Consider the following 25,844-nt stretch of genomic DNA (forward strand, 5'->3'; position numbering starts at 1 on the left):
GTCAGTTCCAAGTACGTCGGGGGCCTAGTCTGTACCCATGTCGGAACCGCTCGACGGCAAGACCGTTGCCCTCACCGCCGAGCGGCGTGCGGACGAACTGGCCACCATGCTCGAACGCCGCGGCGCGAACATCGTTCACGCCGCGGCGATTCACGTTCTGCCTCTGATCGACGACTCCGAGTTGAAGTCGGCCACCGAGGGCATCGTCGAGCGCCCACCGCAGATCGTCGTGATCAGTACCGGCATCGGCTTTCGGGGCTGGCTCGACGCGGCCGCCGACTGGGGTATCCGCGAAGACCTTCTGACAGCACTGGGGCACACGCGGATCATTGCCCGAGGTCCCAAGGCGCGCGGGGCAATTCGCGGCGCGGGGCTTCGTGAAGAGTGGTCGCCGGCCACCGAGGCCTCGCAGGAAGTCTCCGATCATCTTGCCGCCGAAGGTGTTTCCGGAGTGGACGTCGCAGTTCAGCTGCACGGCGTCATCACCGAGTGGGAACCGACGATCCACCTGAGCGACGCCCTGGGGGAACTCGGTGCGCATGTCCGGCCGATCCCGGTGTATCGCTGGATTCGCCCCGTGGATCAGGCCCCGCTCATCGACCTGTTGGAGCAGATCATCGAGCGCCGCGTGGACGCGGTGACGTTCACCAGCGCCCCCGCCGTCGCGTCCCTGCTCTCGACCGCGAAGGACAACGGCCTGCTCGACGCCTTTCTTGACGCGCTTCGAGGCCCCGTCGCCGCGATCTGCGTGGGGCCGGTGACGTCGGCACCGTTGGATGCGTTGGGTGTCCCGACCTCGATGCCGGGCCGGGCACGATTGGGTGCGCTGGCGAAGTTCGTGACCGAGCAGCTCGCCTCGCCGTGAAGACTCAGCCCAGCGTTTCCAGCAGCTCCGTCACCGCAGCTCGTCCGGCGCGGTTCGCTCCGATCGTGCTCGCGGACGGCCCGTAGCCGAGCAAGTGGACGCGATGGTTCGCTGCAACTCGGGTGGCTAGTCGACCGTCCATGACGATTCCTCCGCCGTGCCCGCGCAAGCGCAGAGGGGCCAGGTGGTCCAGTGCGCTGCGAAAACCGGTGGCCCACAGAATCACGTCGGCGCGTTGACTCGATCCGTCGTCCCACACCACCGAATCTGCGGTGATCGCCGAGAACATCGGCTTGCGTTCGAGCGCGCCGCGCTCGCGTGCGGCGGCCAACGACGGCGTCAGCAACAGCCCGGTCACCGACACGACCGAGCCCGGTGGCAGGCCCGCCCGCACCCTCTCCTCGACCATCGCCACGGCCGTCCGTCCGGCATTCTGATCGAACTCGCCGTCCCGGAACACCGGTGGTCGGCGCGTCACCCACGTTGTGGTCGTCACCTGGGAAATCTCGTCGAGCAGCTGGACGGCCGAGATCCCGCCGCCCACCACCACGACGTGCTTGCCGGCGAACTCGTCGGCCGTCCGGTAATCCTTCGTGTGCAATTGCCTGCCGGTGAACGTCTCGGCTCCGTCGTAATGCGGAACGAACGGCTTCTCCCACGTTCCTGTCGCATTGATCAATCCCTCGGCCATGACGACTGTCTCGCCGGCCTCGACCCGGAAGAGAGGTTCGCGATCGCACACGACTGTCACCGTGACGGGGCGTCGAACATGCAGTTCGAAGCGGTCCTCGTACTCGCGGTAGTAGCGGGGGACGGCCTCGGCGGCCGGAATGGTGTCGGCCGGCTCGTCGCCCAGCGTTTCGGCGAAGGTCATTCCGGGCAGGTCGTGAACCCCGTTGACGGTGCTCAGCGTCAGCGAAGGCCACCGGAACTGCCAGGCGCCGCCGGGGCCGGGGGCACCGTCCAGCATCACGAAGCCTGCGCCTGCGTCCAGGCCGGCTCGGTGGAGGTGGTAGCCGGCCGAGAGTCCGGCCTGCCCCGCGCCGATGACGGCAACTCGAGTGTCGATCACGTCTACCAGTAGATCAGCCGCCCAGTAGGTAAAACCGGTACTGGTCGGTAACCTCTGCTCTCGTGATCGGACTCTCTCGTGACGGCGATGTCGTCACTCTCGAATTGCAGCGACCGGATCGACGCAATGCGTTGAACACGGAGCTGTGTCTTGCGGTGCGCCACGGTGTGGAACAGGCCGAGCGTGACGGGGCGCGGGTTCTCGTCATCACCGGTCAGGGCACCAGCTTCTGTGCAGGTGCGGATCTGACCGGTGATGCGTTTCCCGACTCGTTCGGGCAGATCCTCGAGGAGATGTTGATCGCCGTCGAGTCCGTGTCGATTCCGGTGATCGCGGCGATCAACGGACCGGCCGTGGGGGCAGGCACACAGTTGGCCATTGCGTGCGATCTTCGGGTCGTTGCGCCGGGAAGCTTCTTCGAGATTCCATCGACGCGACTCGGTATTGCCGTGAGCAACTGGACCATCAAGCGGCTGGCCGCGCTCGCCGGTGGGGGAGTTGCGCGCACGATTCTGCTCGGCGGGGAGCGGGTGTATGCCGAGCAGGCCTTCACCTCCGGTTTGGCGAACAAACTCGGAGATCTCGCGGTTGCAACGCAGTGCGCCGAGTCCATCACCGAGCTCGCTCCGCTGGCCCTGCGTCATCTCAAGCTCGTGTTCAACGACGATGGGATTCACGATGATCCGACGCCGGAGCAGCACGCGGCGTTCGAGGCCGCGTGGAGCAGTGAGGACATGAAGGAAGCGCGGCGGGCACGTGCCGAGAAGCGCAAGCCGAAGTTCGTGGGCAAGTGATCACCGGAGCGCCCGACGCGGGCGACACCGCGTGGCTGCTGGCCAGCACCGCGCTGGTGCTGCTGATGACGCCCGGCCTGGCCTTCTTCTACGGCGGCATGGTGCGCTCAAAGAGTGTGCTGAACATGATGATGATGAGCCTGTCGGCCATCGCCGTGGTGTGGCTGTTGTGGTTGGTGTTCGGCTTCTCGATGGTGTTCGGCGACAACGTGATCGGCGGGTGGATCGGAAACCCGTTGCAGTACGCCGGTTTCGAGGGTCTGTTGGGCGGGGTGTACACCTCGGCCGGGGGAGCGGTGTCGATTCCTTTGGTGGGAACCGTTCCTGCACTGGTGTTCGCGGCGTTCCAGGCCGGATTCGCCATGGTGACGGTGGCGCTGATCTCCGGCGCTGTCGCAGACCGGATGCGGTTCGTTCCCTGGGTGCTGTTCGCGGCGTTGTGGTCCACCCTCGTGTATTTCCCTGTGGCGCACTGGGTGTTCTCGCTCGACGGGCTCACCAGTGAGTTCGGCGGATGGGTGACGAACAGGCTCGGCGCGATCGACTTCGCCGGCGGTACTGCGGTGGAGATCAACGCAGGCGTCGCCGGGCTGGTGCTCGCGCTGGTCGTCGGGAAGCGTCGTGGCTGGCCACGAGATCCCATGCGACCGCACAACCTTCCGGCCGTCATGCTCGGTGCCGGGTTGCTGTGGTTCGGTTGGTTCGGCTTCAACGCGGGATCGTCGTTGGCCGCGGACGGCGTCGCCGCAGTGGCCCTGGTGAACACGATGGGTGCCGGAGCGATGTCCATGGCGGCGTGGCTCGTCGTCGAGAAGTGGCGGGACGGGCACGCCACGTCGTTCGGCGCGGCCTCGGGCGTCGTGGCCGGTCTGGTGGCCATCACACCGTCGTGCGCGGCGGTCACCCCGATCGGTGCCGCGGCAATCGGCATCGCCTCCGGTGCCCTGTGCGCTCTGGCCATCGGCCTCAAATACCGCTTCGGTTACGACGATTCGCTCGACGTCGTCGGTGTGCACCTCGTCGGTGGCATCGTCGGCACGCTGATGATCGGGCTCGTAGCCAGCGCGCAGATGCCGGCGGGCGTGGACGGGCTGTTCTACGGCGGCGGCCTGCACCAGCTGTGGGTGCAGGCGATCGCGGTGGTGTCGGTGTTCGTCTACTGCGCGGTGGTCACCACCGGAATCGCGTTCGCGATCAAGGCTGTCATGGGTGTGCGCGCCGACGCGCAGCACGAAGCCGACGGCCTCGACGAGCACGAGCATGCCGAGTCCGCCTACGACTTCGGAGTGGGCCACGGCGGCAGCAACAAGCCTGGTCTTTTCGGTAAGTAGGGGCAACCCGTACACGCCCTTTACGTACCGATCGGTCGCTGAAAGTCGTTCTGTCCCTTTCGGGTTGATGCGATCGATCGTTGTTCCATTCGACCCCGTTCGTTCATCTTCGGTTCGCCTCGACCGCTTGTTGTCCCCATAGTTTTTCGCTGCTCGACATCGAGTGATGGACACGACGAAAGACTGAGGAACATGAAGCTGACTCGATTCGCGGCAACGTCCGCATTGGTCATTGCAGCGATGACGACCGCCATGGGCACCGCCTATGCCGATCCGGCACCGGCTCCCGCCGCTGCCGTCGGATGGAACGTCACCCAGGCCGGCAACCAGGTCCTCGTCGACACGACGGCCGGCACCCTGAGCAACGAAGACAACCACCTCGTCGTTCGCGATTCCAGTGGTGCCGTGGTCGACTCGGTTCCGCTGGCCATTGCCGCCGACGGATTCTCGCACCCCGTCGCCGCCGTGATCGACGGTAACCACGCCACCCTGACCGCCGATGTCTCGCCCGCCGCGGCAACTCCGGTCTCCACCTCTCTCCCCGGCCTGCAGCAGGTCGACCTGCCCGCCGCAGTTGCTGGTGTCAAGGACAACCTCAGCCTCACGGCTTCGGTCGGTGGATTCCTCGGTGCTGCAACCGGAATCGTCGGCGGATGCCTCCTCGGAATCATCACCGGAGTTGTCGTGACCGCACCGGTTGCAACTCTTCTCGGAGCCGGCCCCATCGGCGGCTGCGTCATCGGCGCAATCGCCCTCGGTGCCATCGGATCGCTCGCCGGCACCTCCGCCGGTGGCCTCGGCGCGGTCATCGGTAACGCCGGGCAGTTCATCCAGCTGCTCAACGCTCCGCCCGCAGTCAAGAAGTAACACCGCCTCGACAACAGTGCTGTGGCCCGCATCGGATATTCGGTGTGGGCCACAGTCGTCGAAAGGTCTAGCGTGCCAGGGCGAGATCCCCCACGTGAGCACGCCGAGCCGTTGTCACGAGTTCGACGACGGCCTCCGCCACCTCGTGTGCTCGTTCGAGAATCACCATGTGCCCGGCCTGCGCGACGCGCACCAGCCGTGCGTCGGGAAGGTGGGCGGCAAGGGTTTCCGAGTGGCGCATCGGCGTCATCAGGTCGTCCGAGCCGCACAGCACCAGGGTCGGAATGGAGGCGAGTGCCGCCAGGCCGGCCACCTCGTCGAGGCCTCGAAACGCGCCGAGAAACCCGGCCATCGTCACGATGGACGTGTCGCCGAGCATGGCCGTCGCCAGCGTGACCACCCGCGGGCTGACTTTGTGGGCGCCGCATCCCGCCGTCCTGACGATGGGGGCGCAGACCCCGCGGCTGAGTCTCTTGGCACCCGACATCAGTCGAGGGGCGCGTCGAACAGCCGCCTGAAATGCCGACACGGCCGGATGGGCGAGGCAACTACCGAGCCCGTCGTCGGTGATCCCGCCCGCGGACGTCGCGATCAACCCGACCCCGACGAGGCGGGAGCCGATGGCGTCCGGGTACTGACGCGCGTAGGAGAGCGCCGTCATGCCGCCCATCGAGTGTCCGATCACGACGAACGGTCCCACCGGGACGACAGCGCGAATGACGTCGGCCAGGTCCTCGCCGAGCTGATCTATGGTGCAGCTCTCCGGCACGGCCGCGCTCGACTCTCCGTGACCGCGGTGGTCGTACATCACGATTCGGACGTCGTCGCCCCACGTGTGTTCCACCTGCCGGCGCAGGTCCGTCCACGACTGCATGCGCAGGCAGTGCCCGTGCACGAACACCGCGGTCAGAGGCGCATTCGGATGTCCGAATTCGCGAACCGCCAGTGCAGTGCCATCGCCCGCAGCGACGGTGCTGCGGCGACCGACCTGATGGGTCTGCTCGCTGGTGTTCATGTGCGCTCCGCGGGTGTGAAGGTCACGTGCTGCGACGAGGTTGTTGTCGGGTACTTCGCTCCCGCGACACGCCGTGTTACCTGAATCACATTTTCTTCGGATGTGATAGCCACTGCGACCAAGCCGAGCGGGAATCTGCACCGAAGCACTGATGAGCGTTCAGGTGAGGGCGCGCGTTGCCAGTGAGGAGATCGGCCATGGGCGTGGACAGGCTCGACGAGGTAGTACCGCAGGCCGTCGCGGGAGATCGAACCGCCCTCGAGCAGGTGCTCGTGCTGATCCAGCCGCCGGTACGCAGATATTGCGCCGCCCGAATCGGCAACCTCGACGTCGCCGCCGACGATGTGGTGCAGGACGTATGCCTAGCCTTGGTCACCGCCATTCCCAAGTACCGCGACATGGGCAAGCCCTTCATGGCCTTCGTGTACGGAATCGCTGCCCACAAGTTGGCCGACGCCGGGCGTAAATCTGTATTGCGACAGACGTTCTCCATCGACGAAATGCCCGAGGAGCAGTCTCAGGACGCCGGGCCGGAGCAGCTCGCTCTCGGCGGCGAACTGCGCAGTCACGCACAGGCGCTGATGGACACTCTGCCGACGAAGTACCGCAAGATCATTCTGATGCGAGTGGTGTGGGGTCTGACGGCACCGCAAACCGGTGCTGCCCTCGGAATGACGGCCGGAGCCGTGCGGGTGGCCCAGCATCGGGCGATGAACATGCTTCGTGCCGAACTTGCGAACTTCTCGCTGCTCGACGCCCGCGCAGTCGCCTGACTCATTCGCCGCGAGGCACCTGCTGGTGTGATCGACTGTCACAATGACCGGTACAGGGGGACCCGAGCCAGAGTTCGTGCCAGAGCAGGGGCACCGACCGAACCGTCAGCAGTGGGTGTTGGCTGCCATCGTGCTCGCCTTCGCCGTGGCCGTGATCGTTCGGAAGATTCTGCAGGACACCGGCCAGGACCAAACCGCAGCGTTCTACGTCGGAATTCCTGCCGTACTCGCAATCGTCGTCGTGCTGTCGGCACCGTGGGGCAGCGCCATCGGAACGACGGTCAAGGTGGTGACGGTGTGCCTGTTGCTGTCGATGATCGTGCTGGGCGAAGGCTTCATCTGCGTCATCTTCGCGGCACCGATCTTCTACGGCGTGGCCATCGTCGTGGTCGGTTTCGTCTCCTACGTCCGGCGGCAGGGCGGTAACAAGCTCCAGATTTCGGTTCTCCCCGTGCTCGTACTCGTCATGGCGTCCGAGGGTGTGCTGCCGATGACGACCTTCCCCTCGGATTCGACGGTCTCGGCAACCCGCGTGTTCGACGCCTCCTCCGCGCAGGTGAACTCGGCTGTCGGCTCTCCGCTGCGATTCCACGAGGTCGCGCCGTCGGGCATCCTGTCCTGGGGGTTTCCCGAACCGCAACACGAGGATGTGCAGGGCTCGCAGGTCGGTGACCGGAGGGTCGTCGAATTCGCCGGGGCACACCATCGGCCCGCGATGATGTCCACTCATCATTGGGGTGAGCAGTCGTCGGCGTTGACGCTCGAGGTCACCGAGCGAACCACGACGTCGGTTCGGATGCAGGTTGTCTCGGACACGACCCCACTCGCGACGTGGCTGACCTGGAAGACGATCGACGTCGGCTGGGCCGAGCAGGGCGACGGCCGTACCGCAGTGACGTGGACGTTGAACTTCGACCGCCAACTCGCGCCCGCCTGGTACTTCGGTCCCATCGAGACCTTCGTGGCCGAGCGGGCAGCAGAGTATCTACTGGATTCGCTCGACCTGCAGGCGTGAGCGCAGTGATCGTGAGCTCGGCAGTACAGACCGGTCTGGACATCGCGGTGCTGCGATCTGCGGTACTGATGGTGCCGCTGGTCTCGGTCGCGGTGCTGTGGATCGCCGGTCTGTGGGGTGTCGGAGCGGACGTCAGGGTGCGCGGCGGTGCGCTGCTGGCGTTGCTGTGGAGCACGGTGAGTCTGCTGCCTGTCAATGCACTCGCGGTTCGCCTGGGGTGGTGGAGCTTCGGGACCGACGGTCTCGAATGGTTCGAGGTGCCGGTCGATGTGATATTCGGTTGGGCGTTGCTGTGGGGAGCGGTACCGATCCTGTTGTCTCGCTGGGTGAATCCGCTTCCGATCGTCGCAGTTCTGGTCACGGCCGACGTTCTGGTGATGGGAAGTCTCGAGCCCCTGGTGGTCCTCACGCCGTCGTGGTGGCGGGGCGAAGTGCTCGCCGTTGCCGTATGTTTGCTTCCGGCAACCGCTCTGGGCATGGCGACGGCGTCTGGGCGAGCGCTGCGCGTTCGGGTGGTGTTGCAGATGATGCTGTTCGCGTCGTTGCTGGTCTTCGTGATTCCCTCCGCCGCGTTCGAGGCGACCGGAAGGTCGTGGGCAGGAGTGCTCGCCGGGACAGGTGGTCCGCTGGATTCGGTGACGATTCAGGTGATCGCCGTGCTGGGTATCGTGGCCATGCGCGCCGTCTGGGATTTCGCGATCATCGGCCACGGAACGCCTTTTCCCTGGGATCCGCCCACTCGCCTCGTGACCTCGGGACCCTATGCCTACGTGGCCAATCCGATGCAGCTGTGCGCGGTACTGATTCTCGCGACCGGCGCGGTTCTGTTCGGTGCGCCGGCTCTGATCCTGGCCGCAGTGGCGGGTGCCGCATTCAGTAGCGGCATCGCGGCATGGAACGAGACGGCCCATCTGACAGCGAGGTTCGGACCGGCCTGGAACGAACACCGATCGCAGGTTCGCAACTGGCTCCCTCGATGGCACGCACGTCCCGACCGCGCATCGGGGACGCTGTACGCGTCCGTCACGTGCGACCCGTGCAGCGTCGTCGGGCCGTGGTTCACACGTCGTCCTTCGGCGGGACTGGTGATCGCGGCCGCCGAGGACCATCCGGGAACACTTCGCCGCGTCCGCTACGAGAGCAGCGATGGATGCGTCGTCGCCGACGGCACTCGTGCGATCGGATGTGCGCTCGAGCATCTGACGTTGGGATGGGCCGTGGTGGGTTGGGTGATGAGAGCTCCGGTGCTGGCCAGCGTCATCGCGCTGGTGACCGACGCGTCCGGGGGCGCTCCGCGGGCGATTCCCGAGCGCATGTCCGAATCGTCCGAATGAGTAACAGTAGCTACACACACGCAAGACACGGCGGCAACGTGGCAGCCCTACGTTACTGATCCATGACCGCCGTACAGCCTGCGCCGACAGACACCGCGCTGAAAGAGACGCTCGAGGACTACACGCTGCGCTTCGCGCCGCGTAGCTACCGTAAATGGGGAACCGGTGTTGTCGCGACGTCCGCGCTCGGCGGAATCGCGTATCTCGCGGACTTCGCCATCGGTGCCAACATCGGAATCTCGTACGGGACCGGCAACGCGCTCTGGGGCATCCTGGTGTTCGCCGTCGTGATCTTCCTGACCGGGCTCCCGCTCGCCTACTATGCTGCCCGCTACAACATCGACCTCGATTTGATCACTCGGGGAAGCGGATTCGGCTACTACGGGTCGGTGGTCACCAACGTCATCTTTGCGACGTTCACGTTCATCTTCTTCGCGCTCGAAGGTTCGATCATGGCGCAGGGACTCGAGCTGGGACTGAATATTCCGTTGCCCATCGGGTACGCGGTATCGACGATCATGGTGATCCCGTTGGTCATCTACGGCATGAAAGCCCTTGCCAAGCTTCAGGTCTGGACCACCCCGCTGTGGCTGGTGCTGATGGTGCTGCCGTTCGTCTACCTGGTGATCAGCAATCCCGATTCGGTCGGCGAGTTCTTCGCCTTCGGCGGCCAGGACGGGGCCGACGGCAAGGGCGTCAACATCGGATCGGTGATGCTCGCGGCCGGCGTGTGTCTCTCGCTCATCGCGCAGATCGCCGAGCAGATCGACTACCTGCGATTCATGCCGCCCAAGACTCCGGAGAATTCCCGGCGCTGGTGGACTGCAGTGCTTCTCGCCGGACCGGGCTGGGTGATCTTCGGTGCTCTCAAGCAGGTCGTCGGACTCTTCCTCGCCGTGTACCTGATCGCCAACGTCGTCGACGGATCCACCATCGCCAACGAGCCGGTGCACCAGTTCCTGGAGATCTACGAGAACTTCATGCCCGGCTGGCTCGCCATGACCCTCGCGGTGATCCTGGTCGTCATCAGCCAGATCAAGATCAACGTCACCAACGCCTACTCGGGATCACTGGCGTGGACCAACTCCTACACCCGCATCACCAAGACGTATCCGGGTCGCATGGTGTTCGTCCTGTTCAACCTCGCGATCGCACTGATCCTGATGGAAGCCAACATGTTCAGCTTCCTCAACAACATCCTCGGCTTCTACGCCAACTGCGGCATCGCGTGGATTGCCGTCGTGGCCTCGGACATCGTGTTCAACAAGTACATCCTGAAGCTCTCGCCCAAGGTGCCCGAGTTCCGACGCGGCATGCTCTACAACATCAACCCGGTCGGCTTCGGATCCATGGCGGCCTCGGCAATCCTGTCGATTCTGGTCTTCTTCGGGGCATTCGGGTCCGCGATCAAGCCGTACTCGCCGATCGTGGCTCTCGTTCTCGCACTGGTGCTTCCACCCATCCTGGCGGTGGCAACCAAGGGCAAGTACTACCTGCGACGCACCGACGACGGTATCGACCTGCCGATGTTCGACGAGCACGGTAACCCGTCCGACGCGCTCGTGATGTGCCATGTCAGCGGCATGGAATTCGAGCGACCCGACATGATCGCATCCAACGTGCCGGGGCCGGACGGCGAGAAGCAGTACATCAGTTCGCTCTCGCTGAGCACCGACAAGACGGGGGAGCACATCCTGCCTCCGCAGTGACCCACCCCCCTCGTGCGCGTTTTGCGTAGTCAGAAGTACGCAAAACGCGCACGAGGGCGAAGCCCTACACCGTGCGGGTCAACCTCTCGGCCAACAGTCGGGAGAACTTGGCCGGATCCTTCAGTTCCGTACCCTCGGCGAGAAGTGCCGTGGCGTAGAGCAATTCGGCGGTCTCGGCGAGGTGCGGGTCGTCACTGCGATCCTCGCGGGCCTTCTTCAATCCCGTCACCAGATCATGGGTGGGGTTGAGTTCGAGGATCCGCTTGGAGGTCGGCACGAACTGGCCCGAGGCCTTGTACATCTTCTCGAGCTGCGGGGAGAAGCTGAACTCGTCGCCGACGACGCAGGCCGGTGACGTCGTCAGACGGGTCGACAGACGTACCTCTTTGACGTCCTCGCCGAGGGTCTCGGTGAGCCAGGTCAGCAGGTCTGCGAATTCCTTGTCCTGCTCCTCGCGCTTGGCCTCGGACTCCTTCTTCTCCTCTTCCGTGTCGAGGTCCACCTCGCCCTTGGCGATGGACTGGAACGACTTTCCGTCGAAGTCGGTGACGTTGCCGACCCACACCTCGTCGACCGAATCGGTGAGCAGCAGCACCTCGAGCCCGCGCGCCTTGAACGCCTCCATGTGCGGCGAGCTCTCGATCTGCTGACGCGATTCGCCCGTCATGTAGTAGATCTGCTGCTGGCCGTCCTTCATCCGGTCCACGTACTCGGCGAGGGTGGTCACGCCCTCCTCGGAGTTGGTGGACGCGAACGACGCGATGCCCAACAGGGTTTCGCGGTTGTCGTTGTCGGAGATCAGGCCTTCCTTGAGGACCGTGCCGAACTGCGACCACAGCGTCTTGTACTTGTCGGGCTGCTCGCTCTGCAGTTCCTTGACCGTCGAGAGCACCTTCTTGGTGAGGCGTCGACGGATCGCGCGGATCTGCCGGTCCTGCTGCAGGATCTCGCGAGAGACGTTGAGCGAGAGGTCCGCTGCGTCCACGACACCCTTGACGAAGCGCAGGTACTCGGGCAGCAGTTCCTGCGAGTCGTCCATGATGAACACGCGCTTGACGTACAGGTGCACGCCCGCCTTGCTCTCGCGCATGAAGAGGTCGAACGGTGCCTGCGACGGAATGAACAGCAGCGCTTGGTATTCGAACGTGCCCTCGGCCTTGAACGGGATGACCTCGAGCGGCTCGTCCCAGGCGTGGCTGACGTGCTTGTAGAACTCCTTGTACTCCTCCTCGGACACCTCGTCCTTGGAGCGGGTCCACAGTGCCTTCTGTGAGTTGATCGTTTCGGTCTCGATCGTGACCGTGTCCTCGCCGCCTTCCTCTTCGCTCTTGACGCGCTTCTCGACGTCGATGCGAATGGGCCAGGCGATGAAGTCGGAGTACTTCTTGACCAGTTCCTTGATCTTGCGCTCGGACGCGTAATCGTGGAGGTGGTCCTCCTCGTCGGCCGGCTTGAGCGCCAACGTCACCGAGGAGCCCTGCGGGGCGTCGTCGACGTCGGTGATCTCGTAGGTGCCCTCGCCGGTGGACTCCCACTTGGTGGCTGTGCTCTCGCCTGCCTTGCGGGTGAGCAGCGTGACCTTCTCGGCCACCATGAACGTGGAGTAGAAGCCGATGCCGAACTGGCCGATCAATTCCTCGGAAGCAGCTGCATCCTTGGCTTCCTTGAGCTTCTTGCGGACCTCGGCGGTACCGGACTTCGCCAGCGTGCCGATCAGGTCGATCACCTCGGAGCGGGACATGCCGATGCCGTTGTCGCGGATGGTGAGGGTGCGGGCCGCGGAGTCGATATCGATCTCGATGTGCAGATCCGAGACGTCGACGTCCAAGTCCTTGTTGCGGTACGACTCCAGGCGCAGCTTGTCCAGCGCGTCCGAGGAGTTCGAGATCAGTTCACGGAGAAAGCTGTCCTTGTTGGAGTAGATGGAGTGCACCATCAGATCCAGGAGCTGACGCGTCTCCGCCTGGAATTCGAGCTGTTCGGTACTCAATGTCTCCCCTTCTAGCAGCAAAACCGACGCGAATATTCTACGGCAAGGCTACGGGTGAGCTGCGAAGACGTCGGCGCCGCCTACTGTGGTGGCCGTGACGAAGACGAAGTTCGTACTGGGAGCCACGGCAGCGTTGAGCGGGGCATGGTTGGCGCGTGCCCTGTGGGGTCTGCCGTCGGCCATCGGTGCCCGGCGAGTGCACATCACTCCCTACGCCGCCGGGTCCCCGCGATACCGCGATCGCCGGTTCCACAACTCCGACCCCAGTTCCAGCTACGTGCCCGGGCGCGGCGAGAAGGGCGAGAAGAACATGTTCGTCTCGCTCGTCACCGAACGCGGCAAGGGCAGGCCGCAGCGGCCGATTCCGCTGGCACCGCCGATCGCGCCGGTGGACGCGGGCGAGCTGGCGGTCACCTGGTACGGACACTCGAGTGTGCTCATCGAGGTCGACGGCTATCGCGTTCTCGCCGACCCGGTGTGGAGCAATCGCGTGTCCCCGTCCTCGGTGGTGGGTCCGGCGCGGCTGCATCCGACGCCGGTCGAGTTGATCGACCTGCCGCGGGTCGACGCCATCGTGATCTCCCACGATCACTACGACCATCTCGACAAGGCAACGGTGCAGAAGTTGGCGAGCACGCAGTCGGCACCGTTCGTGGTGCCGCTGGGAACCGGCGCGCACCTGCGCAAGTGGCGGGTGCCCGAGGAACGCATCATCGAACTGGACTGGGACGAGCAGACGAACCTCGGTGGCCTCACCGTCACGTGCACCGAGGCTCGGCACTTCTCGGGCCGCGGTCTGACCCGGGACTCGACGCAGTGGGCGTCCTGGGCCTTCGCCGGTCCGGTGCGACGCGTCTTCTTCGGCGGCGACACCGGCTACACACCGAAGTTCGCCGAGATCGGCAGCAACTACGGCCCCTTCGATCTGACGCTTCTTCCCGTCGGTGCCTACGACGTGCGGTGGCCGGACATCCACATGAATCCGGAGGAAGCGGTCACCGCGCACGTGGATCTGACGGCGTCGGGCATCTTCGTGCCTATTCACTGGGCGACGTTCAACCTGGCTTTTCACCCGTGGTCCGAGCCGATCGTGCGCCTGCACGCCGCCGCGCAGGACGTCGGAGTGCAGGTGGCGGTGCCGATGCCGGGGCAGCGCATAGACGGCACGCGAACCCTGCACGACGATCGTTGGTGGTCCCGGCTGGGCTGACCGAACAGGTTTAAGCTGCACGCATGTCTATCGACGCCGATGCGCAGCGTGATTCCGGGCTGACCGAGGCGGAAGTCGCCAGGCTCAAGTCCGAGGGAAAATCGAACGACGTTCCGGCCCGCGCTTCTCGTTCGGTTCGCGACATCGTCCGCGGCAACGTGTTCACTCGCATCAACGCAATTCTCGGCGTGCTGTTGATCATCGTGCTCTCGACGGGTTCGGTGATCGATGGCATGTTCGGGCTGTTGATCGTCGCGAACAGTGGCATCGGCATCATTCAGGAGATTCGCGCCAAGCGCACGCTGGATCGGCTGGCGATCGTCGGTCAGAACAAGCCGCAGGTACGACGCGACGGTGTCTCGCAACAGATTCCGCCCGACGAGGTCGTTCTCGGCGACATCGTCGAACTGGGGCCCGGTGATCAGATCGTCGTCGACGGCGAGGTGATCGAGACCGCGAGCCTCGAGATCGACGAGTCGTTGCTCACCGGTGAAGCCGACACGGTGCACAAACTTCAGGCAGCGCAAGTACTTTCGGGCAGCTTCGTGGTCTCGGGCAGCGGGGCGTATCGCGCGACGAAGGTGGGACGCGATGCCTACGCGGCCAAGCTCGCCGAGGAGGCCAGCAAGTTCACCCTGGTCAAGTCCGAGCTGCGCAGCGGTATCGACAAGATCTTGAAGTTCATCACGTACCTGATGATTCCGGCCGGCGCGCTCATCATCTACAACCAATTGTTCTCCAGCGGGCAGGCTTTGAGGCCGGCCCTCAACGGCATGGTGGCCGCGCTCGTTCCGATGGTCCCCGAGGGCCTGGTGCTGATGACGTCGATCGCGTTCGCGGTGGGTGTGATCCGGCTCGGTCAACGGCAATGCCTGGTGCAGGAGCTGCCTGCGATCGAAGGACTCGCCCGGGTCGACGTGGTGTGCGCAGACAAGACCGGCACGCTCACCGAGAACGGGATGCGGCTACACGAGTTGGTATTGATCGACGACAGCGATTCCGATTCTGCCACAGCCGCTCTCGCATCTCTGGCGCACGACGACCCGCGGCCCAACGCGAGCGTGCAGGCCGTCGGCGAGGCGTACCCCGACTCGCCGGGGTGGACGCAGAGCGCCGTGGCCCCGTTCTCCTCGGCCAAGAAGTGGAGCGGCCTGTCGTACGGGGAGCACGGAAACTGGCTGCTGGGCGCCCCCGACGTGTTGCTCGACCCGAGCTCCGAGACGGCTCGACTGGCCGAATCCACCGGTTCGAAAGGCCTGCGGGTATTGCTGCTCGCCAGCAGCGACCTCCCCGTCGACGACGCAGCGGCACCCGGCATCGTGACCCCGCGAGCGCTGGTGATTCTCGAGCAGAAGGTGCGCGAGGACGCCCGAGAGACGTTGGACTACTTCGCAAGTCAGCACGTCGAGGTGAAGGTCATTTCCGGCGACAATGCCGTCTCGGTCGGTGCGGTTGCCGGGTCGCTCGGCTTACCCGGCGGCGACGCCCCGATCGACGCGCGAGAGCTGCCCGAGGACTCCGAGAAGCTGGCCGACACTCTCGCGAATTCCACCACGTTCGGCCGCGTCCGGCCCGACCAGAAGCGGGCGATGGTAGGCGCGTTGCAATCTCGCGGCCACACGGTCGCGATGACCGGGGACGGCGTCAACGACGTGCTGGCTCTCAAGGATGCCGATATCGGGGTCTCGATGGGCTCGGGAAGTGCGGCCACGCGAGCCGTCGCGCAGATCGTGTTGTTGGACAACAAGTTCGCCACTCTGCCTTATGTCGTGGGGGAGGGGCGACGTGTCATCGGCAACATCGAGCGAGTCTCCAATCTGTTCCTGACCAAGACCGTGTACTCGGTGCTGTTGGCGTTTCTCATCGGGCTTTCGGGTGTGCTGTCGCAGATCTTCCACTTCGAGCCGATTCCGTACCCGTTCCTACCGCGACACGTGACGATCGCGGCGTGGTTCACCATCGGCATTCCGGCGTTCGTGCTCTCGCTCGCTCCCAACAACGAGCGAGCGCGCAGCGGGTTCGTCTCGCGGGTGATGCGGCTGGCCGTCCCGTCCGGACTGATCGTCGGCTCGTGCACGTTCGTGTCCTACCTGCTGGTGTACGCGGGCCCGAACGCCACCGAGACTCAGGTGACGCAGGCCAGCACGACCGCGCTGATCACCTTGATCATGATCGCGCTGTGGGTGTTGGCCGTCGTGGCACGGCCGTACAACTGGTGGAAGATCCTGCTTCTCGCCGGATCGGTCGGCGGTTACCTGTTGCTGTTCGCAATCCCGTTCTGCCGTACCTTCTTCAAGCTCGACCCGTCCAACATCGGAGCCACCACCAGTGCATTGATCATCGGCGGCATCGGAATCGCGCTCGTCGAGGTCGCGCACCGGTTCGGATCGGCACTGCGCAATCGAACATCACTACGCAACACGCAGTACAAAACGTAAGCTTCCAGGTGTTCGATCATTCCAGCGACAGGAGACAGTCATGGGCTTCGCAGACAATCTGAAGGGCATCGTCGACAAGGGCAAGGACCTTGCGGCCGAGAACTCGGACAAGATCGACGACGTCGTCGAGAAGGCGGGGGACTTCATCGACAACAAGACCGGTGGCAAGTACTCCGACAAGATCGACAAGGTTCAGGAAGCAGCCAAGAAGGCAATTCCGGACAAGTAGGACGTACCGGTCGTCCGGAGCTCGTCATAGCGGCCGTCGGTCGCGCCATAGTGTGCGGCTGACGGCACAATCGTGTCGGTGGACGGACCGATTCTTCTTCTCGTAGTCATCTTCGCGATCGCCGTTGCCGGTTTCGCCAAGCGTCTGGACCTTCAGGTCCCGCTCGTTCTGGTCACCGTCGGGTCGATCGCGTCGTTCGTTCCCGGCGTTCCGCATGTGAGTCTCTCGCCTCAGCTGATCCTCGGCGTGGTGCTTCCGCCGCTGCTCTACTCGGCTGCGCTCGATTTCTCGTTCGTCACCTTCCGCCGGAACCTCGGCCAGATCCTTCGGCTCGGACTGGTCATGGTGATCGTGACGACGGTCGCCGTCGGCTGGTTCGCGAATCTGCTGATTCCCGAACTGACGCTCGGTGCGGCCCTGGTGCTCGGTGCCGTCGTGGCCCCGCCCGATGCGGTGTCTGCGATCGCCGTCGGCCGCAAGCTCGGCCTCCCCGCGAGAATGATGGCCATCCTCACCGGCGAGAGCTTGGTGAACGACGCGGCCGCACTGACCCTGTTCACCCTGGCCGTGGCGTCGGTGACGGGTAGCCGCATCGAACTGGGCTCACCGGTGTTGTACTTCGGCTACGAGATCGTCGGGGGCGTTCTGGTCGGGCTGGTCCTGTCGCGCATCGTCCGGTTCATCCGCAAGCGCATCGCCGACTCGGCCCTCGAGACAGTGCTCGGTCTCGTGCTGCCGTTCGCGGCCTTTCTGGCGGCGGAGGAAATTCATGCCTCCGGTGTCCTGGCCGTTGTCACCGCAGGCTTCGTGTTGGGACGCATCACCGCAGACGTCTCGGTCACCACTCGGGTCCAGGAACGCCAGGTGTGGCCCACGCTTGATCTGCTCCTGGAGGCGTTCGTGTTCGCCTACATGGGTTTACAGCTGAAATTCGTGATCGAGGAAGTGCAACGCGAGGGGCTGCCGGTCCACCACGTATTCGGATACGCGCTGGTGGTGCTCGTGGTGGTCATGGCCGTCCGTCCTGCCTGGATTTTCGTCAATTCCGGTCGACATATGTTGTTTCGCAGACTGTTTCGGCGAAAGGCACCACGTGAGACCGGTCTGAGCTGGCAGCAGAACCTGGTGCTCTCGTGGGCGGGCATGCGCGGAGTGGTGACGCTTGCCGCGGCCGCCGGTGTGCCGTTGACGACGGTGGTGGGGGACGAATTCCCCGGTCGCGCAGTGATTCAGGCCGTCGCGTTCGTCGTCGCGGTCGGAACGTTGCTGCTGCAGGGCCTGACACTTCCGCTGCTGATCCGCCGACTCGACGTCGCCGATCCACTCGAGCAGCAACGCACCGACAATCAGCGATTGCTCTCGCAGGCCATCGCCCGCACCGCCGCCGAGACCTACCTCGAGCGTGCCGCGAAGGACGGAATCGCGGGCGTCGACAGCGATCGGGTAGCCGAGGTGATCTCGCGCGTACGTCGTTCGGTGCGGGCACGATTGGACGCGGACGAGACCGAGGACAGGGAGAAGCGAATCGCGGCGGCCGGAGCGCTGTTCGATACCCTGCGGCACAACGTGCTGGTCGCGCAGCGGGCGGCGCTGGTCGCCGCCCGCGACTCGGGGGAGCTGGACGACGAAGCTCTGCGCGCAGTGTTGAATGGTCTGGACGTGGAAGAGATTGCGGCCGAGGCCCGCATCCAACGACGCACGATGTAGACGAACACAATGTAGGAGCGCAGAGACAGTGAGGTCGAGCGGGTTGGTGGCGGCCACGGCACTGGCGTTCGCTTTGTCCGCCTGCAGCACGCCGGCGTCACCGACAGAACCGTCCGTCCCTGCTGCGATTGCTGCGCCCGAGGGCTCCGAACGCGGCGCGATCGTGTCGTCGATGCAGCTGGGCCAGGTCGACATCGGCGTCGCGTACCTCGGTGGAACGGCCTTCAAGATCGTCTACCGCACCACCGACGGGGTGAGCGGTGGCGGTACCGAGACGTCGGGAACGGTGTTCGTGCCCAAAGGTTCTGCGCCTCCGGGCGGCTGGCCGATCGTGTCGGTGGGGCACGGCACCACCGGCGTCACCGACGAATGTGCACCCTCGCTCTACCCGAATCTGTTGGGCACCATCGGATTGGTGACGCCGTTCCTCGAGCGCGGCACCGTGGTGGTGGTGACCGACTACCAGGGGCTCGGGACACCGGGGGACCCGGCGTACCTCGACCGGGACGCCGCCGCCTACGACGTCATCGACGCGGTGCGTGCGGCCCGTAACGTGGTGCCCGACGTCGGTACCCGGTGGGGTGCAGTGGGCACTTCCCAAGGTGGGCAAGCGGTCTGGGCAGCTGCCGAGCACAGCGCAGACTACGGCGACGGCTTGCAGTTGGTGGGTGCCGCGGCGCTCTCGCCCACCGCGGATCTGACTCGCATCCTCGCCCCCGAGACCGAACAGACCTTGCCGCGCCAGCTGCTGGTGCCGTACCTGTTCGAGGGTCTGCACGTCGCGGATCCGAGTGCCGAGCGCTCGGACTACATCCGCGGCACGTTCGCCGACAACGTGACCGCACTGACGGCGTGCAGCGATCTGCTCGGCTTCTCGAAGGCCGACGCCGGAGCTGTCATCGACCCGGCCGATGCTCTCCCGGCCACCGAGCAGGCAGCGAATCGGATGACGGACTGGCTCGAATCGGTGGCGCTGCCCACGTCGCGCACCGACGTTCCGCTGTTCGTACTGGTCGGCGAGCGCGACGACCTGATCGATCCGCAGTGGACTCGGGATGCCGTTGCGACGGCCTGCAGCATGGGCGACGACGTCGAGTTCAGGTCCGAACCGCAACAGGGCCACGCCGAGCTGGCAGCCAACGCCACCGGAGTCGACTGGCTCGTCGAACGATTCCTGAACGTACCGACGTCGGGTACGTGCGGGCGATGACGGCTGCCCTGGCCTGGCTGGCGGTGATCGTGGCGCTGATCGTCACGGTGATCGCAGTCATCAGCCTGCGTGGTCGACGCGATCTGACCACACCGGCCGAACGAGCCGTGCACGCCACCCTGCACACCGCATCCCTGGCGGCCAAGCCGCTGCGTGACGGTCTCGACGCCCGCTCGGCATCGGCCGCCGCGCCGCATCTGCGGGTACTGACCGGCGCGGACGCGCTCGGTATCTGCGATCCCGACGGTTCCCTGCTGGCCTGGGACGGTCCGTGGGACGAGCTGACACCGGCGTTCGTGGAGGCGGCGAAGCGAGCCGTGGACGGGCAGCGGCGAGTGCTGGTGCGCCTGCCGCTCGGTTCGATCCACCCGGTGAAGGCGCTGGTGGCGCAGCCGCTGGTAGCCGACGATTCGCCCGTGGTCGGGGTATTGGGTGCGGCCATGGTCGACGAGCCGGGGCCCGGCGTGCTCGGTGCCATCGCCGAGGTCGCGCGTTACGCGTGCGGACAGATCGAGCTCGCCGAACTCGATGCCTCGAGGGCTCGGTTGGACCGCGCCGAGGTGCGGGCGCTCCGGGCGCAGATCAGCCCACACTTCATCTACAACGCGCTGGGCACCATCGCGTCGTTCGTCCGTACCGATCCGGATCGGGCCCGGGAACTGGTGCTCGAGTTCGCCGATTTCACTCGATATTCGTTCCGCAATGCAGGCGAGTTCACCGTGCTCGCGGACGAACTTCGCAACATCGACCGGTATCTGACGCTCGAGCGCGCTCGCTTCGGTGATTCGTTGCAGGTCTCGTTGCAGGTCGCGCCCGAGGTGTTGGGGGTTGCGCTGCCGTTCCTCGCGCTGCAGCCGCTCGTGGAGAACGCCGTCCGGCACGGCCTGTCGGGCAAGGCGGACGGCGGTCGCGTGACGATCATCGCGGCCGACGAGGGCACCGACGCGGTGATCAGCATCGAGGACGACGGTGTGGGGATGGACCCCGAGGTGCTGCGGTCGGGCAGCCTGCACACCGAGGACGCGGCTCATGTCGGATTGGCGAACGTGGACGATCGGCTGCGGGCGGCCTTCGGAAACGACTACGGTCTCGTCGTGGACACCGCACCGGGCGCAGGCACCAAGGTGAGCATGCGCGTGCCGAAATTCAGGCCGGGTGTGCGGGCATGACGCAGGCCGGAACCTCGAGCGGACGCGGATTGGTCGTGCTCGCGGTGGACGACGAGCGCCCCGCGTTGGACGAGCTCGCCTTCCTGCTACGCGAGCAGGACGCCGTCTCCGAGGTGTTCACCGCGCAGGACGCGACCACCGCGCTACGGCAGCTCCAGCAGACCTCCGCGCAACCGGTTGTCGAAGCCGTGTTCCTCGACATCAACATGCCCGGCCTCGACGGACTCGAACTGGCCGGCATCCTGTCGGCCTTCGCGCGGCCACCCGCCGTCGTGTTCGTCACCGCCCACGACGATCGGGCACTCGCCGCATACGATCTGGGTGCCGTGGACTATCTGCTCAAGCCACTGCGTGAGGATCGGCTCGCCGAGGCCGTTCGACGCGTCCTGGTTGCCCGCCGTCGACCGGCGCAGGCCGCCGACACCTCCGCCGACGAGGTGATTCCGGTCGAACTCGGCGGAACCACCACGTTGGTGCACCGGTCCTCGGTTGCCTGGGTCGAGGCCGACGGTGACTACGCCAGATTGCATACCGGTACCGGCTCGCACCTCGTGCGGATACCGATCTCGGCACTCGAAAGTCGCTGGGCCGATGCAGGATTCCTGCGAGTGCACCGCTCCTATCTGGTCTCGCTGCGACTGGTGACGGGAATCCGCAGCGTCGGTTCGGGTCTGGTGGTGTGCTTGCGGGGCAGCGGCGATCTGGCTGCCTGCGAGTTGCCGGTGAGCCGCAGGCACGCCAGGGAGCTCAAGGACAGACTGGTCCGCGGGCCGCTGCAATCGTGGTCGTCGCGATGATCAGGGGTGCGCGGTGAGCCAGCCGCATCGGCAGCGCGTCGTACTCTCGCAGCGTCGCGGCGCACGGATGGTGCGCACCCGCGTCGAAGTGCAGGAGCAAACCGAGGTGGGCGACGCTCTGGTTCGTAGTCTCGTTCGTGCCCAACTGCTCCTGTCGGTGCGGTTGGCGGTGATGACGCTGTCGATACTGTTCGCAATCCCGTTGTCGGGCTTGCTGCTCGAGCGTTTCACCGATGTCGCCCTGCTGGGTATCGGGTTGCCGTGGTTGGTACTGGGGGTGGCAATTTATCCGCTGCTCTTCGGGGTCGGCTGGGCGTACGTGCGCCGAGCCGAGCGCAACGAGACGGAGTTCGTCGGTCTGGTCGAGGACTAGGCACCGGTGAACCAGTCCATTCCCGTCGCAACGGTGATCGCGCTGCTCCTGGCAGCTGCGGCCACCGTGGGCATCGGCGTCTACGGAGTTCGGTTGGCCCGCACCACCTCGGACTTTCTGGTGGCCTCGCGTTCGGTCGGGCCGCGGTGGAACGCCGCAGCCATCAGCGGTGAATATCTTTCTGCTGCATCGTTTCTCGGTGTCGCCGGTCTCATAGCCAAATACGGTGCCGATGCGCTGTGGTATCCCGTGGGCTTCACCGCGGGTTACCTGGGTCTACTGCTGTTCGTCGCCGCGCCCCTGCGCAGGAGTGGCGCGTACACGGTGCCGGATTTCGTCGAGTTCCGGCTCGGTGCACCATGGTTGCGCACCGTGGCCATGCTGGTGGTGGTGGTCATCTGCGCGCTGTATCTGGTGCCGCAGTTCCAGGGCGCGGGCCTGACCCTGAACATCCTCCTCGGGGTACCGGGTTGGGTCGGGGCCCTGGCTGTCGGGCTCATCGTCATCGCCAACGTCGTCGGCGGTGGAATGCGCTCGATCACCTTCGTGCAGGCGTTCCAGTACTGGCTCAAGCTCACCGCGATCGCGATCCCGGCATTGGTGTTGGCCGTGCACTTCTATTCGGACGACCGCAGCGTCGGCAGCCCGGCCCCACCGACCGTGTCCGAGCAGACCGTGGTCGACATCACCACCGATGTTCTCGTACAGGTGGATTCACCGATCGTCGTATCCGTGGCCGGCACCCTCGATGGCGGGAGCGTCGACGGCCGAGTGCGTCTCGAGGCAGGCGAACACGAACTGGGATCGGGCACTGTGCTCACGTTGGACGCAGGCTCGCCCGTCCCTGTGGTGGCGGGAGCGCCGACCACCGACAGGGCATGGGCGATGCCCGGCGGGGGACTGGGCGGCGCGCATCCGCTGTATCAGGTGTATTCGCTGATCCTGGCCACGTTCCTCGGAACCCTCGGACTGCCGCACGTGCTGGTGCGGTTCTACACCAACCCGGACGGCCGAGCCGCGCGTCTCACCTCGTTGACCGTCCTGGCGTTGCTCGGCATGTTCTACTTGTTCCCCACGGTGCTCGGCGTCTTCGCTCGCCTGTACGTACCGCAACTGCTCATCACCGGAGCATCGGACGCCGCGGTACTGCTGTTGCCCGGCTCCGTGCTGTCCGGAATTCCAGGGCAGCTGCTCGCCGCTCTCGTGGCCGCCGGTGCCATCGCGGCGTTCCTGTCGACCTCGTCCGGTCTGCTGGTCAGCATCGCCGGAGTGTTGAGTACCGATGTGCTCTCGGGCAAAGTGCGAGACTTCCGCGTCGCCGCGATACTCGCCGGCGCTGTACCGCTCGCCCTGTCGATCGGCGTTGTCTCACTCGACCTCTCACGCACCGTCGGGCTCGTGTTCGCAGTCGCGGCGTCCACCCTGTGCCCACTGCTCGTACTCGGGATCTGGTGGCGCGGACTGACTGCAGCAGGAGCAGCAACCGGGCTGTTCCTCGGCGGTGGGATCTCCCTGGTGGCCGCGTCGATCTCCGTCGTCACCCCCATCTCCGACGGCGTGCTCGGCGGTTGGGCGGCAGCGATACTCGGCTACCCGGCCGCAGTCAGCGTTCCCGTCGCCTTCGCCGCGATGATCGTCGTCAGCCTCGCCACCCGAAAAACGGTGCCGTCGGACATCTCCCGCATCTTCGCCCGACTGCACCTGCCCGAGGGCCTCGACATGGGCAAAGACCGAGAGCGCGAACTGTAGGGCGCACCGCTCATCTGCCATTCTCGACCGCTCGTCGCACACTCCCGCAGCCCGCCGTGTGATCGATGCCACCTCCTGATTTTGTGACCTGACTCTCATTACTGTTCCGACTCAGCTAGAGCTCACATCTACTTCAGGAGTCCAAGGTGACCGCACCGGAAACCAATTCGCCACCGGACGCGCAAGCGTTCGTCGACATGCAAGCCAGTCCCGAGTTCCAGGAACTCCGACACCGCCTGCGTAGCTTCGTGTTCCCGATGGCCGGGTTCTTCCTGGTCTGGTACGTCATCTACGTGCTGCTGAGCACCTACGCCGTCGACTTCATGTCGACCAAGGTGTGGGGCAACATCAATGTCGGCCTACTGCTCGGCCTCGGCCAGTTCGTCACGACGTTCGCCATCACCGGCATCTACGTGAAGTTCGCCAACCGTGAACTCGATCCTCGCGCCGCAGCCTTGCGCGCCGAGATGGAAGCCTCCCAGGGAGCGAAGTCGTGAACGTATTAGCCCAGGCCGCCGACACCACCGTCGGCGAACCACTCGTCAACATCGCGATCTTCGGCGCGTTCGTCATCATCACGATGGCCGTCGTCATTCGCGCATCGAAGAAGAACGCGACCTCCGCGGAGTTCTTCACCGCAGGTGGCGGATTCTCCGGGCCTCAGAACGGCGTCGCCATCGCCGGCGACTACCTTTCCGCGGCAAGCTTTCTCGGTATCGCCGGTGCCATCGCCGTGTATGGCTACGACGGCTTCCTGTACTCCATCGGCTTCCTCGTCGCCTGGCTCGTCGCGCTGCTCCTGGTGGCCGAGTTGCTCAGGAATACCGGCAAATTCACCATGGCGGACGTGCTGAGCTTCCGGCTCAAGCAAGGCCCGGTTCGCACCGCGGCTGCGTTGTCCACCTTGACCGTCTCGCTGTTCTACCTGCTCGCACAGATGGCAGGTGCCGGCGGACTCGTCGCATTGTTGCTCGACATCTCCGACCGCACCGGGCAGTCCATCGTCATCGCCATCGTCGGTGTGCTGATGATCGCGTACGTGCTCATCGGCGGCATGAAGGGCACCACCTGGGTGCAGATCATCAAGGCCGTTCTGCTCATCGCCGGCGCCGCATTCATGACCGTTCTCGTGCTCGCGAAGTTCGGCCTGAACTTCTCCGAGCTTCTCGGTAGCGCTCAGGCGATGGTGTCGAGCTCGGCCGACCCGATCGTCGGTGCCCGCGACGTCATCGAGCCCGGTGCTCAGTACGGCGGCAGTGCCACCTCCAAGATCAACTTCCTCTCGCTCGGTATCGCACTCGTGCTCGGCACCGCGGGTCTGCCGCACGTACTGATGCGCTTCTACACGGTGCCCACCGCCAAGGAAGCTCGTCGCAGCGTCGTGTGGGCCATCGCGCTCATCGGCGCGTTCTACCTGTTCACCCTCGTGCTCGGCTACGGTGCCGCGGCGATCGTCGGACCCGACCGCATCCTGGCCTCGGCCGGCGGTCAGAACTCCGCGGCCCCGCTGTTGGCGTTCGAGCTCGGCGGCGTCATTCTGCTCGGTGTCATCTCGGCGGTCGCCTTCGCGACCATCCTCGCCGTGGTCGCCGGCTTGACGATCACCGCGTCGGCGTCGTTCGCTCACGACATCTACGCGAGCGTCATCAAGAAGGGCAAGGTCGACGACAAGAAGCAGGTCAAGGTCTCGCGGATCACGGCCGTCGTCATCGGCATCCTGGCCATCGGCCTCGGCATCCTCGCCAACGGGCAGAACATCGCCTTCCTGGTGGCACTCGCGTTCGCCGTCGCGGCGGCCGCGAACCTGCCGACCATTCTGTACTCGCTGTTCTGGCGTCGCTTCACCACCACGGGCGCACTGTTCAGCATGTACGGCGGCCTGATCTCGACGATCGTGCTGATCATCTTCTCCCCGGCCGTATCGGGATCGAAGACGTCGATGATTCCCGGCTCGGACTTCGCCTGGTTCCCGCTCTCCAACCCGGGCATCGTGTCGATCCCGTTGGCATTCATCCTCGGCATCGTCGGAACACTGATCTCGAAGGACACCGAGAACACCGACAAGCAGGCCGAAATGGAGGTTCGCTCCCTCACCGGCATCGGTGCGGAGAAGGCCAGCGCGCACTAGTACACCTGTAGACGCGTCGAGAAGTGCCCGTGTGAGCAAGGCCTCACACGGGCACTTCTCGCGCAGCGG

Annotated in this window: 22 protein-coding genes; 19 read left to right on the forward strand and 3 right to left on the reverse strand. The window is 65.2% G+C overall.

Translation table 11 applies throughout. The annotated features are described in order from the left end of the window. Nucleotides 1–37: 37 nt before the first annotated feature. The gene (locus tag ACQR3T_RS00460) at nucleotides 38–865 is read left to right on the forward strand and encodes a uroporphyrinogen-III synthase (RefSeq protein ID WP_428692192.1); all 828 of its coding nucleotides are present in this window, start codon (nucleotides 38–40) and stop codon (nucleotides 863–865) included. A 4-nt stretch (nucleotides 866–869) separates the two neighbouring features. Here ACQR3T_RS00460 and ACQR3T_RS00465 read toward each other — a convergent pair whose 3' ends face one another. Then, nucleotides 870–1,934 (reverse strand): NAD(P)-binding domain-containing protein, encoded by a 1,065-nt coding sequence (locus tag ACQR3T_RS00465; protein WP_428693021.1) that lies wholly within the window; start codon nucleotides 1,932–1,934, stop codon nucleotides 870–872. 65 nt (nucleotides 1,935–1,999) lie between these two features. On the opposite strand from ACQR3T_RS00465, the gene ACQR3T_RS00470 reads away from it, so the two are divergent. From ACQR3T_RS00470 to ACQR3T_RS00480, 3 genes are all read left to right on the forward strand, one after another. Beyond that, nucleotides 2,000–2,731: an enoyl-CoA hydratase gene (locus ACQR3T_RS00470; RefSeq protein ID WP_428692193.1), complete on the forward strand. Its 732-nt coding sequence runs from the start codon at nucleotides 2,000–2,002 to the stop codon at nucleotides 2,729–2,731. After that, entirely contained in the window at nucleotides 2,728–4,062 is a 1,335-nt protein-coding gene (locus tag ACQR3T_RS00475; protein ID WP_428692194.1) for an ammonium transporter, read from the forward strand. Before ACQR3T_RS00470 ends, ACQR3T_RS00475 begins: the two co-directional genes overlap by 4 nt. Before the next feature lie 192 nt (nucleotides 4,063–4,254). Beyond that, the gene (locus ACQR3T_RS00480; protein ID WP_037175505.1) at nucleotides 4,255–4,929 is read left to right on the forward strand and encodes a hypothetical protein; all 675 of its coding nucleotides are present in this window, start codon (nucleotides 4,255–4,257) and stop codon (nucleotides 4,927–4,929) included. A 67-nt stretch (nucleotides 4,930–4,996) separates the two neighbouring features. Here ACQR3T_RS00480 and ACQR3T_RS00485 read toward each other — a convergent pair whose 3' ends face one another. Continuing rightward, a complete protein-coding gene (locus tag ACQR3T_RS00485; RefSeq protein WP_428692195.1) occupies nucleotides 4,997–5,944 on the reverse strand; it encodes an alpha/beta fold hydrolase in 948 nt (315 codons plus the stop codon). Nucleotides 5,945–6,141: 197 nt separating this feature from the next. Here ACQR3T_RS00485 and shbA point away from each other — a divergent pair, with 197 nt between their 5' ends. The 4 genes from shbA (at nucleotide 6,142) to ACQR3T_RS00505 (ending at nucleotide 10,775) form a co-directional block, all read left to right on the forward strand. Then, the gene (gene shbA, locus ACQR3T_RS00490) at nucleotides 6,142–6,717 is read left to right on the forward strand and encodes an RNA polymerase sigma factor ShbA (RefSeq protein ID WP_428692196.1); all 576 of its coding nucleotides are present in this window, start codon (nucleotides 6,142–6,144) and stop codon (nucleotides 6,715–6,717) included. Nucleotides 6,718–6,760: 43 nt separating this feature from the next. Next, entirely contained in the window at nucleotides 6,761–7,732 is a 972-nt protein-coding gene (locus ACQR3T_RS00495; RefSeq protein ID WP_428692197.1) for a hypothetical protein, read from the forward strand. Next, the gene (locus ACQR3T_RS00500) at nucleotides 7,729–9,066 is read left to right on the forward strand and encodes a methyltransferase family protein (protein WP_428692198.1); all 1,338 of its coding nucleotides are present in this window, start codon (nucleotides 7,729–7,731) and stop codon (nucleotides 9,064–9,066) included. Before ACQR3T_RS00495 ends, ACQR3T_RS00500 begins: the two co-directional genes overlap by 4 nt. Before the next feature lie 62 nt (nucleotides 9,067–9,128). Next, a complete protein-coding gene (locus ACQR3T_RS00505) occupies nucleotides 9,129–10,775 on the forward strand; it encodes a purine-cytosine permease family protein (protein ID WP_428692199.1) in 1,647 nt (548 codons plus the stop codon). A 64-nt stretch (nucleotides 10,776–10,839) separates the two neighbouring features. Here the strand turns inward: ACQR3T_RS00505 and htpG are convergent, their stop codons facing one another. Beyond that, a complete protein-coding gene (gene htpG / locus ACQR3T_RS00510) occupies nucleotides 10,840–12,765 on the reverse strand; it encodes a molecular chaperone HtpG (protein ID WP_037175500.1) in 1,926 nt (641 codons plus the stop codon). Nucleotides 12,766–12,859: 94 nt separating this feature from the next. Here htpG and ACQR3T_RS00515 point away from each other — a divergent pair, with 94 nt between their 5' ends. The 11 genes from ACQR3T_RS00515 to ACQR3T_RS00565 all read left to right on the forward strand — a co-directional run bounded on the left by ACQR3T_RS00515 (nucleotide 12,860) and on the right by ACQR3T_RS00565 (nucleotide 25,775). After that, nucleotides 12,860–13,975, forward strand: coding sequence for an MBL fold metallo-hydrolase (locus ACQR3T_RS00515; protein ID WP_428692200.1), 1,116 nt, complete (start codon nucleotides 12,860–12,862; stop codon nucleotides 13,973–13,975). Nucleotides 13,976–13,998: 23 nt separating this feature from the next. Next, nucleotides 13,999–16,413, forward strand: a complete 2,415-nt coding sequence (locus ACQR3T_RS00520) for an HAD-IC family P-type ATPase (protein ID WP_428692201.1) — start codon at nucleotides 13,999–14,001, stop codon at nucleotides 16,411–16,413. Nucleotides 16,414–16,453: 40 nt separating this feature from the next. Then, a complete protein-coding gene (locus ACQR3T_RS00525) occupies nucleotides 16,454–16,642 on the forward strand; it encodes an antitoxin (RefSeq protein WP_032377365.1) in 189 nt (62 codons plus the stop codon). 78 nt (nucleotides 16,643–16,720) lie between these two features. Then, the gene (locus ACQR3T_RS00530; RefSeq protein ID WP_428692202.1) at nucleotides 16,721–18,349 is read left to right on the forward strand and encodes a Na+/H+ antiporter; all 1,629 of its coding nucleotides are present in this window, start codon (nucleotides 16,721–16,723) and stop codon (nucleotides 18,347–18,349) included. 28 nt (nucleotides 18,350–18,377) lie between these two features. After that, nucleotides 18,378–19,559 (forward strand): alpha/beta hydrolase family protein, encoded by a 1,182-nt coding sequence (locus ACQR3T_RS00535; RefSeq protein WP_428692203.1) that lies wholly within the window; start codon nucleotides 18,378–18,380, stop codon nucleotides 19,557–19,559. Next, nucleotides 19,556–20,728, forward strand: coding sequence for a sensor histidine kinase (locus ACQR3T_RS00540; RefSeq protein WP_428692204.1), 1,173 nt, complete (start codon nucleotides 19,556–19,558; stop codon nucleotides 20,726–20,728). The genes ACQR3T_RS00535 and ACQR3T_RS00540 overlap by 4 nt, the downstream gene beginning before the upstream one ends. Continuing rightward, nucleotides 20,725–21,525: a LytR/AlgR family response regulator transcription factor gene (locus ACQR3T_RS00545; RefSeq protein WP_032377362.1), complete on the forward strand. Its 801-nt coding sequence runs from the start codon at nucleotides 20,725–20,727 to the stop codon at nucleotides 21,523–21,525. The genes ACQR3T_RS00540 and ACQR3T_RS00545 overlap by 4 nt, the downstream gene beginning before the upstream one ends. Before the next feature lie 67 nt (nucleotides 21,526–21,592). Next, on the forward strand, nucleotides 21,593–21,898 hold the full coding sequence (locus ACQR3T_RS00550; RefSeq protein WP_230594602.1) for a hypothetical protein: 306 nt from the start codon (nucleotides 21,593–21,595) through the stop codon (nucleotides 21,896–21,898). A 6-nt stretch (nucleotides 21,899–21,904) separates the two neighbouring features. After that, nucleotides 21,905–23,647: a cation acetate symporter gene (locus ACQR3T_RS00555; RefSeq protein WP_032377360.1), complete on the forward strand. Its 1,743-nt coding sequence runs from the start codon at nucleotides 21,905–21,907 to the stop codon at nucleotides 23,645–23,647. A 197-nt stretch (nucleotides 23,648–23,844) separates the two neighbouring features. Further along, nucleotides 23,845–24,144, forward strand: coding sequence for a DUF485 domain-containing protein (locus ACQR3T_RS00560; protein ID WP_428693022.1), 300 nt, complete (start codon nucleotides 23,845–23,847; stop codon nucleotides 24,142–24,144). Further along, the gene (locus tag ACQR3T_RS00565) at nucleotides 24,141–25,775 is read left to right on the forward strand and encodes a solute symporter family protein (protein WP_428692205.1); all 1,635 of its coding nucleotides are present in this window, start codon (nucleotides 24,141–24,143) and stop codon (nucleotides 25,773–25,775) included. Before ACQR3T_RS00560 ends, ACQR3T_RS00565 begins: the two co-directional genes overlap by 4 nt. The last annotated feature ends 69 nt before the right edge of the window (nucleotides 25,776–25,844 follow it).

It is taken from the genome of Rhodococcus sp. IEGM1428, from assembly GCF_050321865.1.
Classification (GTDB): Bacteria; Actinomycetota; Actinomycetes; order Mycobacteriales; family Mycobacteriaceae; genus Rhodococcoides.